This window comes from Mycetocola sp. Y171 (genome assembly GCF_056713165.1).
On record NZ_JBWYGX010000001.1, the window covers coordinates 1,637,809 to 1,651,825 of the forward strand.

At 65.4% G+C, this 14,017-nt stretch carries 14 protein-coding genes; 8 read left to right on the plus strand and 6 right to left on the minus strand.

The annotated features are described in order from the left end of the window. The first annotated feature begins 130 nt into the window (after positions 1–130). From rpmB to AC1M2K_RS07870, 7 genes are all read left to right on the plus strand, one after another. The gene (gene rpmB, locus AC1M2K_RS07840) at positions 131–367 is read left to right on the plus strand and encodes a 50S ribosomal protein L28 (protein ID WP_108392276.1); all 237 of its coding nucleotides are present in this window, start codon (positions 131–133) and stop codon (positions 365–367) included. Next, positions 367–534, plus strand: coding sequence for a 50S ribosomal protein L33 (gene rpmG, locus AC1M2K_RS07845; RefSeq protein WP_184239703.1), 168 nt, complete (start codon positions 367–369; stop codon positions 532–534). The genes rpmB and rpmG overlap by 1 nt, the downstream gene beginning before the upstream one ends. Before the next feature lie 3 nt (positions 535–537). Further along, positions 538–843, plus strand: coding sequence for a 30S ribosomal protein S14 (gene rpsN, locus AC1M2K_RS07850; RefSeq protein WP_090711643.1), 306 nt, complete (start codon positions 538–540; stop codon positions 841–843). 148 nt (positions 844–991) lie between these two features. Next, positions 992–1,744, plus strand: coding sequence for an HAD family hydrolase (locus tag AC1M2K_RS07855; RefSeq protein WP_480240526.1), 753 nt, complete (start codon positions 992–994; stop codon positions 1,742–1,744). Between the two features lie 72 nt (positions 1,745–1,816). Further along, positions 1,817–4,264: a glycoside hydrolase family 65 protein gene (locus AC1M2K_RS07860; protein ID WP_480240527.1), complete on the plus strand. Its 2,448-nt coding sequence runs from the start codon at positions 1,817–1,819 to the stop codon at positions 4,262–4,264. 275 nt (positions 4,265–4,539) lie between these two features. Further along, complete coding sequence (locus tag AC1M2K_RS07865) at positions 4,540–4,827, plus strand: HU family DNA-binding protein (RefSeq protein WP_196832965.1); 288 nt, start codon at positions 4,540–4,542, stop codon at positions 4,825–4,827. A gap of 141 nt (positions 4,828–4,968) precedes the next feature. Beyond that, on the plus strand, positions 4,969–6,933 hold the full coding sequence (locus tag AC1M2K_RS07870) for a bifunctional copper resistance protein CopD/cytochrome c oxidase assembly protein (RefSeq protein WP_480240528.1): 1,965 nt from the start codon (positions 4,969–4,971) through the stop codon (positions 6,931–6,933). Positions 6,934–6,939: 6 nt separating this feature from the next. Here AC1M2K_RS07870 and AC1M2K_RS07875 read toward each other — a convergent pair whose 3' ends face one another. After that, complete coding sequence (locus tag AC1M2K_RS07875) at positions 6,940–8,067, minus strand: hypothetical protein (protein ID WP_480240529.1); 1,128 nt, start codon at positions 8,065–8,067, stop codon at positions 6,940–6,942. 64 nt (positions 8,068–8,131) lie between these two features. Here AC1M2K_RS07875 and AC1M2K_RS07880 point away from each other — a divergent pair, with 64 nt between their 5' ends. Next, on the plus strand, positions 8,132–9,454 hold the full coding sequence (locus tag AC1M2K_RS07880) for an ATP-dependent DNA helicase (protein ID WP_480240530.1): 1,323 nt from the start codon (positions 8,132–8,134) through the stop codon (positions 9,452–9,454). Positions 9,455–9,633: 179 nt separating this feature from the next. Here AC1M2K_RS07880 and AC1M2K_RS07885 read toward each other — a convergent pair whose 3' ends face one another. The 5 genes from AC1M2K_RS07885 to AC1M2K_RS07905 all read right to left on the minus strand — a co-directional run bounded on the left by AC1M2K_RS07885 (position 9,634) and on the right by AC1M2K_RS07905 (position 13,918). After that, positions 9,634–10,335, minus strand: a complete 702-nt coding sequence (locus tag AC1M2K_RS07885) for an alpha/beta fold hydrolase (RefSeq protein ID WP_480240531.1) — start codon at positions 10,333–10,335, stop codon at positions 9,634–9,636. Positions 10,336–10,456: 121 nt separating this feature from the next. Then, positions 10,457–12,148 carry a long-chain-fatty-acid--CoA ligase gene (locus AC1M2K_RS07890; protein ID WP_480240532.1) on the minus strand — a complete coding sequence of 564 codons (1,692 nt, stop codon included), beginning with the start codon at positions 12,146–12,148 and terminating at the stop codon, positions 10,457–10,459. Positions 12,149–12,193: 45 nt separating this feature from the next. After that, positions 12,194–12,847: a biliverdin-producing heme oxygenase gene (locus AC1M2K_RS07895; RefSeq protein WP_480240533.1), complete on the minus strand. Its 654-nt coding sequence runs from the start codon at positions 12,845–12,847 to the stop codon at positions 12,194–12,196. Between the two features lie 63 nt (positions 12,848–12,910). Further along, on the minus strand, positions 12,911–13,465 hold the full coding sequence (locus tag AC1M2K_RS07900) for a hypothetical protein (RefSeq protein ID WP_480240534.1): 555 nt from the start codon (positions 13,463–13,465) through the stop codon (positions 12,911–12,913). A 39-nt stretch (positions 13,466–13,504) separates the two neighbouring features. Next, positions 13,505–13,918, minus strand: coding sequence for a DUF4383 domain-containing protein (locus AC1M2K_RS07905; protein ID WP_480238583.1), 414 nt, complete (start codon positions 13,916–13,918; stop codon positions 13,505–13,507). Positions 13,919–14,017: the final 99 nt, after the last annotated feature.

The window sequence follows — 14,017 nt, forward strand, 5'->3', positions numbered from 1 at the left end:
CCTTGGCTGAGTGGGCACCTCCCACTCGGATCGCATACACAATCCCCTCGTCGTGAAATTCGAGCGGTTTCGTGTGCCGACAAGAGATCTTGGGCAGGACGAAAGTCCTGCGGTACTGAAGGAGAGAACCATGGCAGCAACCTGCCAGGTGACCGGAGCCATTCCCGGCTTCGGACACAACATTTCGCACTCGCACCGACGCACCAAGCGTCGCTTCGACCCGAATGTGCAGAAGAAGACGTACTTCGTTCCGTCGCTTCGCCGTAACGTCACGCTCACGCTGAGCGCCAAGGGCATCAAGGTCATCGATGCTCGCGGAATTGAGTCGGTCGTCAAGGACCTCCTGGCTCGTGGGGAGAAGATCTAATGGCAAAGGCACAGGACGTACGTCCGATCATCAAGCTTCGTTCGACGGCAGGAACCGGTTACACCTACGTGACCAAGAAGAACCGCCGCAACGACCCCGACCGTCTCGTACTCAAGAAGTACGACCCCGTAGTGCGCAAGCACGTTGAATTCCGAGAGGAGCGCTAAGCCATGGCTAAGAAGAGCATGATCGCGAAGAACAACCAGCGCAAAGTTATCGTTGAGCGTTACGCAGCCAAGCGCCTCGAGCTGAAGAAGGCCCTCGTGGACCCGAACGGCACCGACGAGTCGCGTGAAGCGGCCCGCCTCGGCCTGCAGAAGCTTCCGCGCAACGCTTCACCGGTGCGCCTGCGCAACCGTGACGCCGTCGACGGACGCCCCCGCGGCCACCTCTCGAAGTTCGGCATCTCGCGTGTCCGCTTCCGTGACATGGCGCACAAGGGCGAACTGCCCGGCATCACCAAGTCGAGCTGGTAAGCACAACAGACTCACCTCAAAACGGGTGTTGGCCTTCGGGCCGGCACCCGTTTTGTCGTTCCACCCTCCCGCGCGTGTTCCAGAGGGCGCGGGGTGTCGTAGAGTGACTCCAGCATCTCCCCCCGCTTTCGTTGATCGGAACACACCCGTGAACGCATCCGCTCTTCGTGGTCTCGACGGCTTCCGCGCGATTCTCTTCGACCTCGACGGCGTTCTGACGCCGACGGCCGACCTGCATCGCTACGCCTGGAAGTCGATGTTCGACGAGGTCTTTGCCGAGAAAGATGTGGCGATCCCGTACAGCGACGACGACTATTTCGAGCACCTCGACGGGAAACGTCGCTACGACGGCGTCGCCGGCATCCTGAGGTCCCGCGGCATCCACCTGCCGCTCGGTTCGCCAGACAACCCACCCACGGCAGACACGATCTCGGGCATTGGGAATCGCAAGAACGAGTACTTCGCCCGCGCCCTCGACGTACAGGGGATTCGGCCGTACCCCGGTTCGCTCACCCTCGTGAACGAATTGTGGGAGAAAGGGGTGCCCATGGGCGTTGTTTCGAGCTCGAACAACGCGCGCTGGGTGCTCACCGCCTCTGACCTCATCGACAAATTCCCCGTCATCGTCGACGGGGTTGTCGCCGCTCAGGAATCGCTCGCCAGCAAGCCGGCGCCTGACATGTTCCTCTTCGCTGCGCAGCAGATGAACGTGCAGCCCGCCGACGTCGTCGTGTTCGAGGATGCGATCTCGGGGGTCGCCTCAGCGCGAGCCGCGAACGTCGGCCTCGTCATCGGCGTCGATCGAGGCGCCGGCCCCGACGCTCTTCTCGGCGCAGGAGCCGACGCCGTGATCGACGACCTCGTGGACTACACTTCCGCACACTCCGCACCTCACAGCTGACTGCAGGCCCGGCCCCCGCCTGCATCGCTACTTTCCCAAATTCGACCCGACCACTTAGAGAGCCCCTGGCGAATGAACCGTGACCGTTTCCCCATCGACCCGTGGCGGCTCATCGAGACCGAATACGATGCCTCAACACTCGGCCTGACCGAGTCCCTCTTCGCCGTCGGGAACGGCTACGTCGGAATGCGTGGGAACGCCGCCGAAGGCCGAACGGCGCATGAGCACGGCACATACGTGAACGGACTCCACGAGACGTGGAAGATCCGTCACGCCGAGGCGGCATACGGCTTCGCCGAGGTGGGTCAGATGATGGTCAACGCACCAGACAGCAAGGTGATGCGGCTCTACGTCGACGACGAGCCGCTGGCGCTCGACGTGGCCGACCTGCTCAGCTACGAGCGCACCCTCGACTTTCGAGACGGCGTCCTCCGACGTGACTTGCTGTGGCGGACGCCGTCGGGCAAACGCGTCCAGGTGCGGGCGACCCGAATGGTCTCGTTTCCTGAGCGTCACCTCGCGGTGATGACCCTCGAGGTCACGATGCTCGACGACGATGCACCGCTCACCATCTCGTGCCAGCTGCTCAATCGTCAGGATGGCGAAGACGAGTACGACGGCTCGAACGCCGGCGATGAGATGCACGATCCCCGCACGGCCGGCCGTGTGACCGACCGGGTCTTCCACCCGCAGGAGCACTGGCAGGACGGCGATCGCAGTGTTCTGAGCTATCGGGTCGCGAACTCGGGAATGACGCTGGCCCTCGCGGCTGACCACGTCATCACCACGCCGAACGACGTCACCGTCGAGCGATACATCGATGGGAACATCGCGAAGAACGTGTACGCCATCGATGCGCGGAAGGGCGACACGGTCACCGTCACCAAGATTGTGACGTACCACAGCTCCCGAAGCACCCCCACTCGCGAACTCGTCGACCGGTGCCGCCGCACCCTCGACCGGATCCGATCGGCAGGGGTGGCCGAGCAATACACCAGGCAGACGGACTGGCTGGCCGAGTTCTGGGAACGTTCGGATGTCGAGATCTCCGGACACGACGACGTACAGCAGGCGGTGCGATGGAACCTCTTCCACCTCGCCCAGGCGGCGGGGCGCGCCGACGGCCTGGGTATTCCGGCGAAGGGAGTGACCGGGAACGGCTACAGCGGCCACTACTTCTGGGACACCGAAATCTACATGGTGCCATTCATGTCGTACACGAGTCCGCACTGGGCGAGGAATGCCCTGCGCATCCGTGAACGGATGCTGCCGGCTGCCCGCGATCGCGCACGCAAGCTCAATGAAGCCGGTGCTCTTTTCCCATGGCGCACGATCAATGGCGAAGAGGCGTCTGCTTACTATGCGGCCGGAACCGCTCAGTATCACATCAACGCCGACGTGACCTATGCCCTCGCGAAGTACATCGATGCGACCGGCGATGTCGATTTCCTGAGTCACGGTGCCGTCGACATCGCGGTCGAGACGGCCCGGCTGTGGACGACCCTCGGATTCTGGCGATCGAACGGGGAGGATCGGTTCGAGATCCACGGGGTCACCGGTCCGGACGAGTACACCACTGTCGTCAACAACAACCTGTTCACCAACGTGATGGCCCGCTTCAACCTCCGCTACGCGATCCAGGCGCTCACAACGCTCGAGCAGGAGAGCCCTGACGCCTACCGTCGGGCCGTGAAACGGCTCGATCTCGACATGGCCGAGCTCGTCGAGTGGGAGCGCGTCGCTGCCGCCATGTTCATTCCCCACTCCGAATCACTGCAGATCCACCCTCAGGACTCCCAGTTCCTCCAGCGTGAAGTGTGGGACCTCGAGGCGACGCCCGACGACCGCAAACCGCTGATGCTTCATTTCCACCCGCTTGTGATCTACCGGTTCCAGGTGCTCAAGCAGGCTGATGTCGTTCTTGCCCTTTTCCTTCAGGGTGACCAGTTCACCTTCGAGGAGAAGCTCGCCGACTTCGACTATTACGACCCGCTGACGACGAGCGATTCGAGCCTGTCGAAGATCGTGCAGTCCATCATCGCCGCCGAGGTGGGCTATCAGGACCTCGCACTCGACTACTTCCTCGACACGGTGTTCGTCGACCTCGAAGACAGGCACGGCAACACTGGTGACGGTGTTCACGTCGCCGCCGCCGGAGGGGTGTGGAGTTCCCTCGTCTCCGGCTTCGGTGGGATGCGTGACTACGAGGGAATGCTGACGTTCGATCCGCGACTTCCGAAGGACTGGCCTGAGCTTCGATACCGGTTGGCGTGGCGCGGAACCCGCATGCTCGTCACCCTCACCGCCGAGTCGATGCGGGTCTCCGTGGTCGACGGTGAAGGACCTGTCACGTTCACCGTGCGCGGAGAGTCGTTCGAGGTCGCGGCCGGCCGTGATGTCGATGTAGCGCTCGACGGTCAGGGCCCGACCCGCGGTGATGCGCCCGTCCAAAAACGCCGCAACCGTCGGGACGATGGCAGCATGATGGTTCCGTCTGCAGCGCAGTTCACCGACGACTGAGCGGCGCCCTGCGTGGCAGAGGCCACCGTGCTTCACATTCGGCGGAATTCCGCGGATTTTCGCTCACAGCGTGATTCGGGCCCTCAAAAGTGGTGTCAAAGTGACGGATGCTGTGACACGCCGCATAAAAAGGGGCCACACGAGCGAGATTTCCGCGAAAACATGCGGATCTCTGATACGTTCGAGGCGGTCAATCAGACCGGCTCGAGTGCACTATCGACTCGGGTGAAGTTCTAAACAGGCTGTAGAAAGCAAAGTCCGAGGAGGACAACTCAATGGCTGATAAGTCGCTTAACAAGACCGAGCTCGTTGCAAAGATCGCTTCAGAGTCGAACCAGAGCCAGGCCACCGTCGGCGGCGTCCTCGACTCGCTGTTCGCCGTTCTCGCTGACTCGGTCAGCAACGACGTCAAGGTCACCATCCCGGGCTGGCTCGCAGTCGAGCGCACCTCGCGTGCAGCACGCACGGGCCGCAACCCGCAGACCGGTGCAGAGATCCAGATTCCGGCCGGCCACTCGGTCAAGGTTTCGGCTGGTTCGAAGCTCAAGGCTGCCGCTAAGTAGTCGTCTCTCTGAAGGGGGATGCCGCGCACCGCGTGGCATCCCCCTTCTGTCGTTAACGGGCGCCTCAGACCCGCGGGCACCGGCGCAGGAGCGTCAGGCTGCTCGGAGCTTCGGAGCCGGCCCACGACGTAGGCTTAGACGGTGCCTCGAGTAACCCGAATCGCCGGACCGGCTGTCCTCGTCGCCGCCGCTCTCCTCCTGCTCGTCGTGGGACTCGCGTACGGCGGTGGCGCCGACGAGCGACCGATCGGCGACCCAGGCGCCCTCGTGCGATTCGGGCTCCCAGTCGCGAAGCTTTTCGTCAACATCGGTGCGGCCGTCACCCTGGGCGCCATCACCCTCGCCCTGTTCGCCCTGTCACCGAAGAAGGACGAATACCACCGCGCCCTCGACGTCGCCGCGGCAGGCGCCGCGCTGTACACGGTCGCGGCAGGGGCGACCGGGTTCCTGACCTTCCTCAACGTCACCGGCACGAGCGTGACCTTCGACGACCAGTTCGGCGCCAAGCTCGGCCTGTTCGTGACCGATGTCGAGCTGGGGCAGGCGTGGCTCGCCACGACCCTGATCGCCGCAACCCTGACGGTTCTGTGCTTCGCCGTGCGGGGCCAGATCCTCATGGTCTTCGTCGGAGTGCTCGGGCTCGTCTCTCTCGTCCCGATGGCGCAGCAGGGGCACGCGGCGGGCACTGCTGGCCACGACGCGGCGATCACCGCCCTCGGACTGCACCTCGTCTTCGCAGCCGTCTGGCTGGGTGGGCTCGTCACCATCGTCCTCATCCGCGACACCCTCAAGTCCGGCAGGATCATCCCGGTGATCAAGCGGTACTCCAGCCTCGCGCTCGTGTCGTTCGTCGTCGTCGCCGTCTCCGGATACGCGAGCGCCGAGCTGCGGATCGGCTCTCTCGAACGACTGCTCACGCCCTACGGGGTCCTCGTCCTCGCGAAGGTCGCCGCACTCATCGCGATCGGCATCTTCGGAGCGATCCAGCGCAACTGGCTCATCGGCCGGATGGAGGGCGCCCAGAAGGCGATCGGGCGCTACTTCTGGTGGCTCGTCGTGGCCGAACTCGGTTTCATGGGCGTGGCGTCCGGTCTCGCGGCAGCCCTCGCGCGCACCGCGACCCCTGTGCCCGAGGTGGCGGCATCCGCCCCAACGGCTGCGGAATTGCTCACCGGTGAACCGCTCCCGCCCGAACTGACCCTGGCGCGGTACGTGAACACCTGGGACATCGACCTGATCTGGCTGCTCTTCGCGGCCTTCGCGGCCTTCTTCTACCTGGCCGGTGTCGTGCGGCTCCGCCGTCGCGGCGACAAGTGGCCGATCCACCGGACGGTGTTCTGGGTGGCCGGGATGCTTGTGCTCGTCTACCTGACGAACGGCGGGATCGCCGCGTACCAGGACTACCTGTTCAGCGTTCACATGCTCGGACACATGGGACTCACCATGCTCGTCCCCGTGCTGCTCGTCCCTGGTGCCCCCGTCACCCTCGCCATGCGAGCTGTGACGAAGCGGGACGACGGGTCCCGCGGGCCGCGCGAATGGATCCTGCTCGCCGTTCACTCGAAGTTCGCGGGTTTCATCGCCAACCCCGTCGTCGCTGCCGTGCTCTTCGCCGGCTCGCTCTGGGTCTTCTACTACTCTCCGCTGCTGCGCTGGGCGATGACCGACCACATCGGCCACGAATGGATGATCGCCCACTTCCTGCTCACCGGTTACCTGTTCGTGCAGTCGCTGATCGGCATCGACCCGGTGCCGTTCCGCCTGTCGTACCCGATGCGCCTGCTGCTCCTGCTCGCCACGATGGCCGCGCACGCCTTCTTCGGGCTGGCCATCATGTCGAACGTCGGGCTGTTCCTCGCCGACTGGTTCGGTGCGATGGGTCGTACGTGGGGCCCGCCGCCCCTCGAGGACCAGCAGATCGGTGGAGGGATCGCCTGGAGCCTCGGCGAACTGCCGACGATCGCCCTTGCGATCACCGTGGCCATCCAGTGGAGTCGCAGCGACACGAGGGAACAGAAGCGCGTCGACAGGAACGCCGACCGCACCGGCGATGCCGAACTCAACGAATACAACGAGCGCCTCGCCCGGATGGCCGGACGCGACTGACCCGGCTTACGCGTTCGGGTCTTCCTCGAGCGTCACCTGGACGTCGTCGTCGGACATGATGTACACGTTGCCGATCATCGAGAACGCCACGTCCTCGTCGTAGTTCGTGATCGAACCGTCGAAGAGTGACTGCACGTCGACGACGAGGTGCGCGTCACCCTCGGTGGGCGGGATCACCCACGACTCGGTTCCGGCCTCGATCGTGATCTCGGGGTACTCGTCGATCGACCACACCGGGTCGCCGGAGATCCGGTCGTCGATGACGATGCCGAAGGGGCATCCGGTGGGCTGCAGCACCTTCTGCTCGGCGCAGGCGTCGAGCTGGGCGTTCGTGGCCTCCTGGGCGGCGGCGACGAATTCCTCGGTGGGGGATGCCGTGACGACCGCTTCGTGCACGCGCGTGGGTTCGTCGACGAGGACGGATTCCTTCTCGGACTCGAGGAGTGTGCTGCTCGACTCGAACACGTAGGTGCCAGGGGCGAACACCTGCACGTTGACGATGTTGTCGAAGCCCTGGGCCTGTTCGGTTGAAATGGCGCGGGTATCGAGGTCGAAGCCGTTCGCGCTGAACGCGGTCGCGTGCTCGACGGCGAGGTTCACGACGGCGAGCGGGCTCTCGTCGAACGACCAGGTCGGGATGAGCGGGAAGCGGGCGCCCGTGCTCTTCACCAGGAACGTCGACTCACCATAGGTGCCGTCGCTCTCGTAAGAGTAGGTGACCGCACGGATGCCATCGCCTGCGTCGGCATCCTCGATCTGGGTGATCTCGGTGAGCTCGGCGAGGGCGGCACTGCGCAACAGGGCGTTGGAGCTGCCCTCGGGGAGGCCGGAGTCCTTGAGCGCCGATTTCTCGAGGGGCACCCCGGGAATGGCGAGCGCGCCTGCGGCATCCTTCACCTGCAGTTTGCCGAGATAGTTACCGACGAATGCTCCGGCGCCGTAGACGTCACGGTTGAGCGCGCCGATGGCGGCGAACGCAGCGGCGATGAGCATGGCGCCGACCACGGCCCAGATGATGGCGGCCTTCGACCGCTCTGACATCGACGCACGCTCCTCCGGTGCCGGTGGCTCAGTCCAGCCTGCCGGCGCGCCGGGCTGGGCGTGCATGTGGGTAGGGCTTTGGGGCTGGCTCACGGAGCTATCCTATGGGGATCGGCGAATACAGTTGATAGACCAGCGTCCTCCAGTGAAGGCATCCGTGACGAACTCCCAGCCGAAGATCGAGCTCTCCAGCGAGCAGCAGTCCGTCTTCGACCGCATCGAAGGAACACGGGAGCACGTCTTCGTGACCGGCCGTGCCGGGACGGGCAAGTCGACCCTGCTCAACCACCTGGCCTGGCAGACCGAGAAGCAGATCGTGATCTGCGCGCCGACCGGTGTCGCCGCCCTGAACGTCGGCGGGCAGACCATCCATTCGCTGTTCCGGTTGCCGATCGGGCTCATCGCCGACCACGACATCGACCAGAGCGACCAGGTCAAGAAGCTCCTCAACACCATCGACACCCTCGTCATCGACGAGGTCTCCATGGTCAACGCCGACCTGCTGGATGCCATCGACCGCAGCCTCAGGCAGGCCCGCCAGCGCAGGCACGAGCCGTTCGGCGGGGTGCAGGTCGTGCTCTTCGGTGACCCATACCAGCTCGCACCCGTGCCAGGGCAGGGGGAGGAGCGCAATTACATCGAGGACACCTATCGCTCGTTCTGGTTCTTCGACGCGAAGGTGTGGCAGGAGACCCCGCTCAACATCATCGAACTGACCGAGATCCACCGGCAGTCGGACGCGGACTTCAAGTACATGCTCAACGCGGTGCGGCACGGTCAGGTCACGGCCGAGATCGCCGGTGTCCTCAACTCGATGGGGGCGAGGACTCCACCGGACGACGGCACGATCACCCTCGCCACCCGCAACGACATCGTCAATCGCATCAACGCGGCGGCGCTGGCGAAGCTGCCCGGCCGTGTTCTCAAGGCCAACGCCGAGGTGAGCGGTGACTTCGGCAAGTCGTCGTACCCGGCCGACGAGACCCTCGAGCTCAAGGTCGGTGCGCAGGTGATGTTCCTGCGCAACGACACAGGGGGAGGAGGCGAAGGGCAGCGCTGGGTCAACGGAACGATCGGCCGCGTCACGAAGATCGACGCCAACGTATTCGTCGAGATCGACGGCGAGGTCGTCGAGGTGGAGCCGGTCGTCTGGGAGAAGTACCGGTACAGCTACATCGCCGCCACCAAACAGCTGAAGAAGGACATCGTCGCCGAGTTCACGCAGTTCCCGCTGCGGCTGGCCTGGGCTGTCACCATCCACAAGTCGCAGGGCAAGACGTACGACAGCGCCATCGTGGACCTCGGGTCGCGGGCATTCAGCCCCGGGCAGACCTACGTCGCGCTCAGCAGGCTGACGTCGCTCGAGGGGCTGTACCTCACTCGCCCGCTGCGGCCGGGTGACATCCTCGTCGACAAGGACGTGGAGCGGTTCATGCGGTTCGACCGCCCGTCTCCGCTCGGCTCCGCCTCCACCCTCTAGGCCACGCGGCGGCTGCCGAGACTGCGTCGGGTCGGTGAGTGCCGGCGCACGGATTACAGGAGATTGCAGGGATAGCAGGATCGAATGGGCCAAAGCATCCTGATGATCGTGTGATCTCCTGTGAACCCTGCGAGAGGGTTCCGGCTTCTTCCTTGTCGGGGGTCGGCTGTGCGACAGCCCTAGCGGTCGCGAAGCGCATCGACGAGCGCGACGGCGAGCTCCTTCGGCTTCGTGACCTGCGGCCAGTGCCCGGTGGGAAGGTCGACGATCTCGTAGTCGCGCACCTTCGCCAGTTCGGCAGTGAACACCGCCCCGGACTCGATCGCCTCACGCATCGCCGCGGAGGGGAACGTGCAGGTGATCACCGTGACAGGGACGTCATAGCGTCGCTCGTCGGAGAGTTCCTGACGGTCGAACGCGACGGCACGGGGTTCAGGTACGGCGATCTGCCTGAGCTGCCGCCGGAGGTCCTCGTCGAGGTCGGTCAGGTCGGCCTCCGAGAACTCGGCCCATTCGGGAAGCGGCAGATCGTCGCCGGACGTGGGCATCTCGTCGTTGATGAGGTAGCCGTCTGCGAGCGGTCCGCTGTCGACATAGACCGCCCGAGCCACGCGGTCGGGTCGTGCGTCGACGGCGGCGTGGATGATCGCCCCACCGCCGGAGTGGCCGACCAGGGCGACCGGGCCATCGATTGAGTCGATCGTCTCGACCACGGCGTCGACGTGATCTCGCAGCCCGATCCCGGTGCGACGCGCATCCAGCGATTCCAGCCCGGGGAGAGTGAGCGGATGCGCGCGGTGGCCGGCTTCGGTCAGCGCGGGGATAACGGGGTCCCAGCTAGACCCCTTCAGCCAGAAACCGGGAACGAGGATGACATCCATGCCACGACGATACGACGTGGCACCGACGTCGTCCACGCCTTCGACGATCGAGAGTGCAGTAGTGGCTCGAAAAGCAGGAGCTTTCACGCCACTACTGCACTCTCGGCACGACGGCCAACCGTCAGTCGGCGAGCATCCGCTCCCTGACGTCCTTGCGGAGAACCTTGCCGATGAGCGAGCGCGGCAGGTCGTCGACCTGCACGATGCGCTTCGGGATCTTGTAGGCGGTCAGGCCCCTGCGGCAGAAGTCACGAAGCGCGTCCTGGTCGAACACCGCCCCGTCGCGCAGCACGACTGCGGCGGCGACATCCTCGCCACCGCTCTCCCGCGGCAACCCGACGACCGCAGCCTCGCGCACGTCGGGGTGGCTCAGCAGCGCGAGCTCCACCTCGGACGGTGACACGTTGAACCCGCCGGTGACGATGAGTTCCTTCACCCGGTCCACGACCGTGACGAAGCCGTCAGCCGCGACCTCGACGATGTCCCCGGTGCGCAGCCAGCCCCCGGGCAGGAGCGTGGCCGCGGTGTCAAGCGGACGCTTCCAGTAGCCGGAGAAGACCTGTGGGCCACGGAGGAGCAACTCACCGGCCTCGCCTGGGCCCCTGTCGACCTCAGGGTCGGCGGGGTCGACGACCCTGATTTCGGTGCTGGGGAACGGCACGCCGACCGTCCCGGGGCGGCGCGATGGTCCGATCGGGTTTCCTAGCGCGACCGGCGACGTCTCGGTCATGCCGTAGCCCTCGACGAGCAGACCGCCTGTGGCGGACTCCCACCGCTCGACGATCGACACGGGCAGGCTCATCGCGCCGGAGATCGCGAACCGGATGCCGGACAGGTCCACTTTCCGGCGCTCGGCCGCACGCGCCAGCGCCTCGTAGATCGGCGGAACCGCGGGCAGGAACGTGGCCGGTGTCTTCGCGAACGCGCTGAGCACGAGGTCGACGTCGAACTTCGGGAACAGCACCACCGTAGCGCCGATGCTCATGGCGAAGGTGAGGCAGAGGGTCATGCCGTAGGCGTGGAACAGGGGCAGGACCGCGTAGAAGACTTCGTCGCCCTCCGCCAGCCCCGGCACCCACGCCCGGCCCTGTTCGGCGTTCGCCCGCAGATTGAAGTGGCTGAGCATCACGCCCTTGGGGCTTCCGGTCGTGCCGCTCGTGTACTGGATGAGCGCGAGGTCGTTCACGTCGGGGCGTTCGTGCTTGCGGCGCAGCCGTCCGTGCGAGAGCAAGGATGACCAGCTCGTCGTCCCCTTCACCGCAGCCCCGGTGGTCAGGGCCCGGCGGGAGGTGCGGGCCTTGGCAACGGGGAGCCGCAGCGCGACCCTCGTGCCGAACGGCATCCCAGTGGTCACGTCGACCGAGATGACGGCATCGAGCGGGATGTCGCTGGGGAAGTCTGTGATCATTCCGGCGACCTTGTCCCAGGCGACGACGACGCGGGCGCCGTGGTCCTCGAACTGGTGGCGCAACTCCCGTGCCGTGTAGAGCGGGTTGTGCTCCACCACGACGGCGCCGAGCCGGAGCACGGCATAGAACGCGACGACGTGCTGGGGGCAGTTCGGCAGGACGAGCGCGACCCGGTCGCCCTTCGTCACCCCGAGCCGGCGAAGACCCTCCGCCGCCCGATCGATCTGCTCGCCGAGCTCTGTATAGCTCGTCGTCCGGCCAAAGAACTCCAGCGCCTCCTTGCCGCGGAAGCGGGAGACGGCATCCTCGACCATGTCGACGAGGGACCCGGTGGGCAGTTCGATGTCATGGGGGACACCTGGCGCGTACGCGTCAAGCCAGGGTTTCGACGTGAATTCGCTCACACTGCTCCTCGGATGCCGCGGCGCCGCGTGGGCGTCGCGTTCTTGTTAGGCGACCGACTGTGCCTTCGCGGTGGCGAGGTCTGTGAACAGTTCGGTGTTGAAACGGTACGCCACAAGGACCTCGTCGATCACCCGGTTGCGTTCCGCGTCGTCCCAGGGAACGGCATCCAGCTGCTCACGGTAGGTGTCCTTGAACTCCTTCGGCTTCGCGATGTCGCCGAAGAGGTAGAAGCCGACCCCGTTGGTCTCGAAGCCGAACTGTCGCTGCATGATGGTGCGGATGATCTGGCCGCCGGACAGGTCGCCGAGGTAACGCGTGTAGTGGTGGGCTACGAAACCGCCTGCCCACGTCGCGCCGACCTCGCGGATGCGGGCCACGTACGCGGACGTTGTCGGCAGGGGACTGATGTCCTCACGCCAGGTGTCGCCGATGAGGAACCGGAGGTCCTCTTCGATCGCGGGGAGCCTGGTGAGCTTGTCGGAGATGAACGGCGCCGCGACCGGGTCGTTCTTCATCCGGTCGGCTGCCCACTCGATGGCCTCGTAGATGAAGTAGTGCTGGGCGACGAGGGCGATGTAGTCCTCGCGCGTGCCCTTGCCCGTCATCAGGTCACCCATGAAGTCGGCGCCTTCGCTTTCGGAGTGGCTGGTGCGCGTACGCTCCCGCAGTTCCTGCGAAAAGGGAATGAGGTTCGACATCGGGCTCCGTCTGGCGGGGTTAGGGTGCCCTTAGTATAGCCATCCTCGACGGTGGGGTGGGTGTCAGTGTCCTTGGTGTGACGGCGACTCGTCCGTGACGATCGTCGTGCCGTGCTCGCCGTGTGGAACGGCTCGGGATCCTGCATTCGTCCCGGCGAGGGCCGGGGTGACGAGTCCGGCGACGAGCGCGGCCCCGCAGGTCATGCCGAGCAGGTAACGCCCCGGGCGGGTGACGGTTGCCGTGGTGCGCCGAGCGCGGGGGGACTCCGCCCGTCTGCGGTTGACCGCGAGGCTCAGCCCGATGAAGAGGCTGAGAGCGGATGCCGCAAGCATCGGACCGAACGGCAGCGCCGCGGTCATGCTCGAGCTGCCGAGTGCGATCCCGGCGGTGACGTCGAGCCCCCAGAGGGCGACTGGTGCGAGGGAGAGCGGGAGTGCGACCCGCGGGAGGATGATCCGCCCACGGGCGAGTATCGCGATCCCCCAGCCGAGTTCGGCGATGCCGAACCCGACCAGGAGAATCGCGGGGAAGAGAGGGGAGCCCGCTCCGACGGCGAGATGGACAAGGCCCACCCCCAGGCTCGCCAGGGCCATCACGCTTCGACTGCTGTCGTTCACGATAACTCCCCTCTCCGTCTGAGTCAGTTACTCGGTCGGTTACGCGTGAGCGTTGACGGTCCGGACTGACTTGTCTGCGGCGAGACCGACTCCGAGCAGCACGATCGCGCTGGCGAGGTGCAGGAAGTGGTCGGCGGTGTTGAGGGCAAGGATGTTCAGAGCGGTGCCGACGAGGAAGAACCCGACGATACCGAGGAGCAGGTAGACGGCGCCGACGACCGTGTTGACGGTCTTGGCTGCCGCAACGTTCGAGAGCCCGGCGATCAGCAGCGCTGCACCGATGAGAAGGTGGGCGATGTTGTGCAGCGGGTTCACCGCGAAGAGGCCGAGCAGCAGGTTGCCCTCAGTGGCGATGAAGCTGACGCCGCCGGTGACGGCGAAGCCGAGAAGACCGACGAGAACGTAGACGCCACCGAAGATGGTGGCAAGGAGACGATTCGGTGAAGTGCGCATGATGGGGGTTCCTCCTGGATAGTCCGTGCGGCCAACTGCCGCACACCATCACATTCGGACCCCTCGCCCGATCGGTTTGGTCACCGGGGCGAATACAGG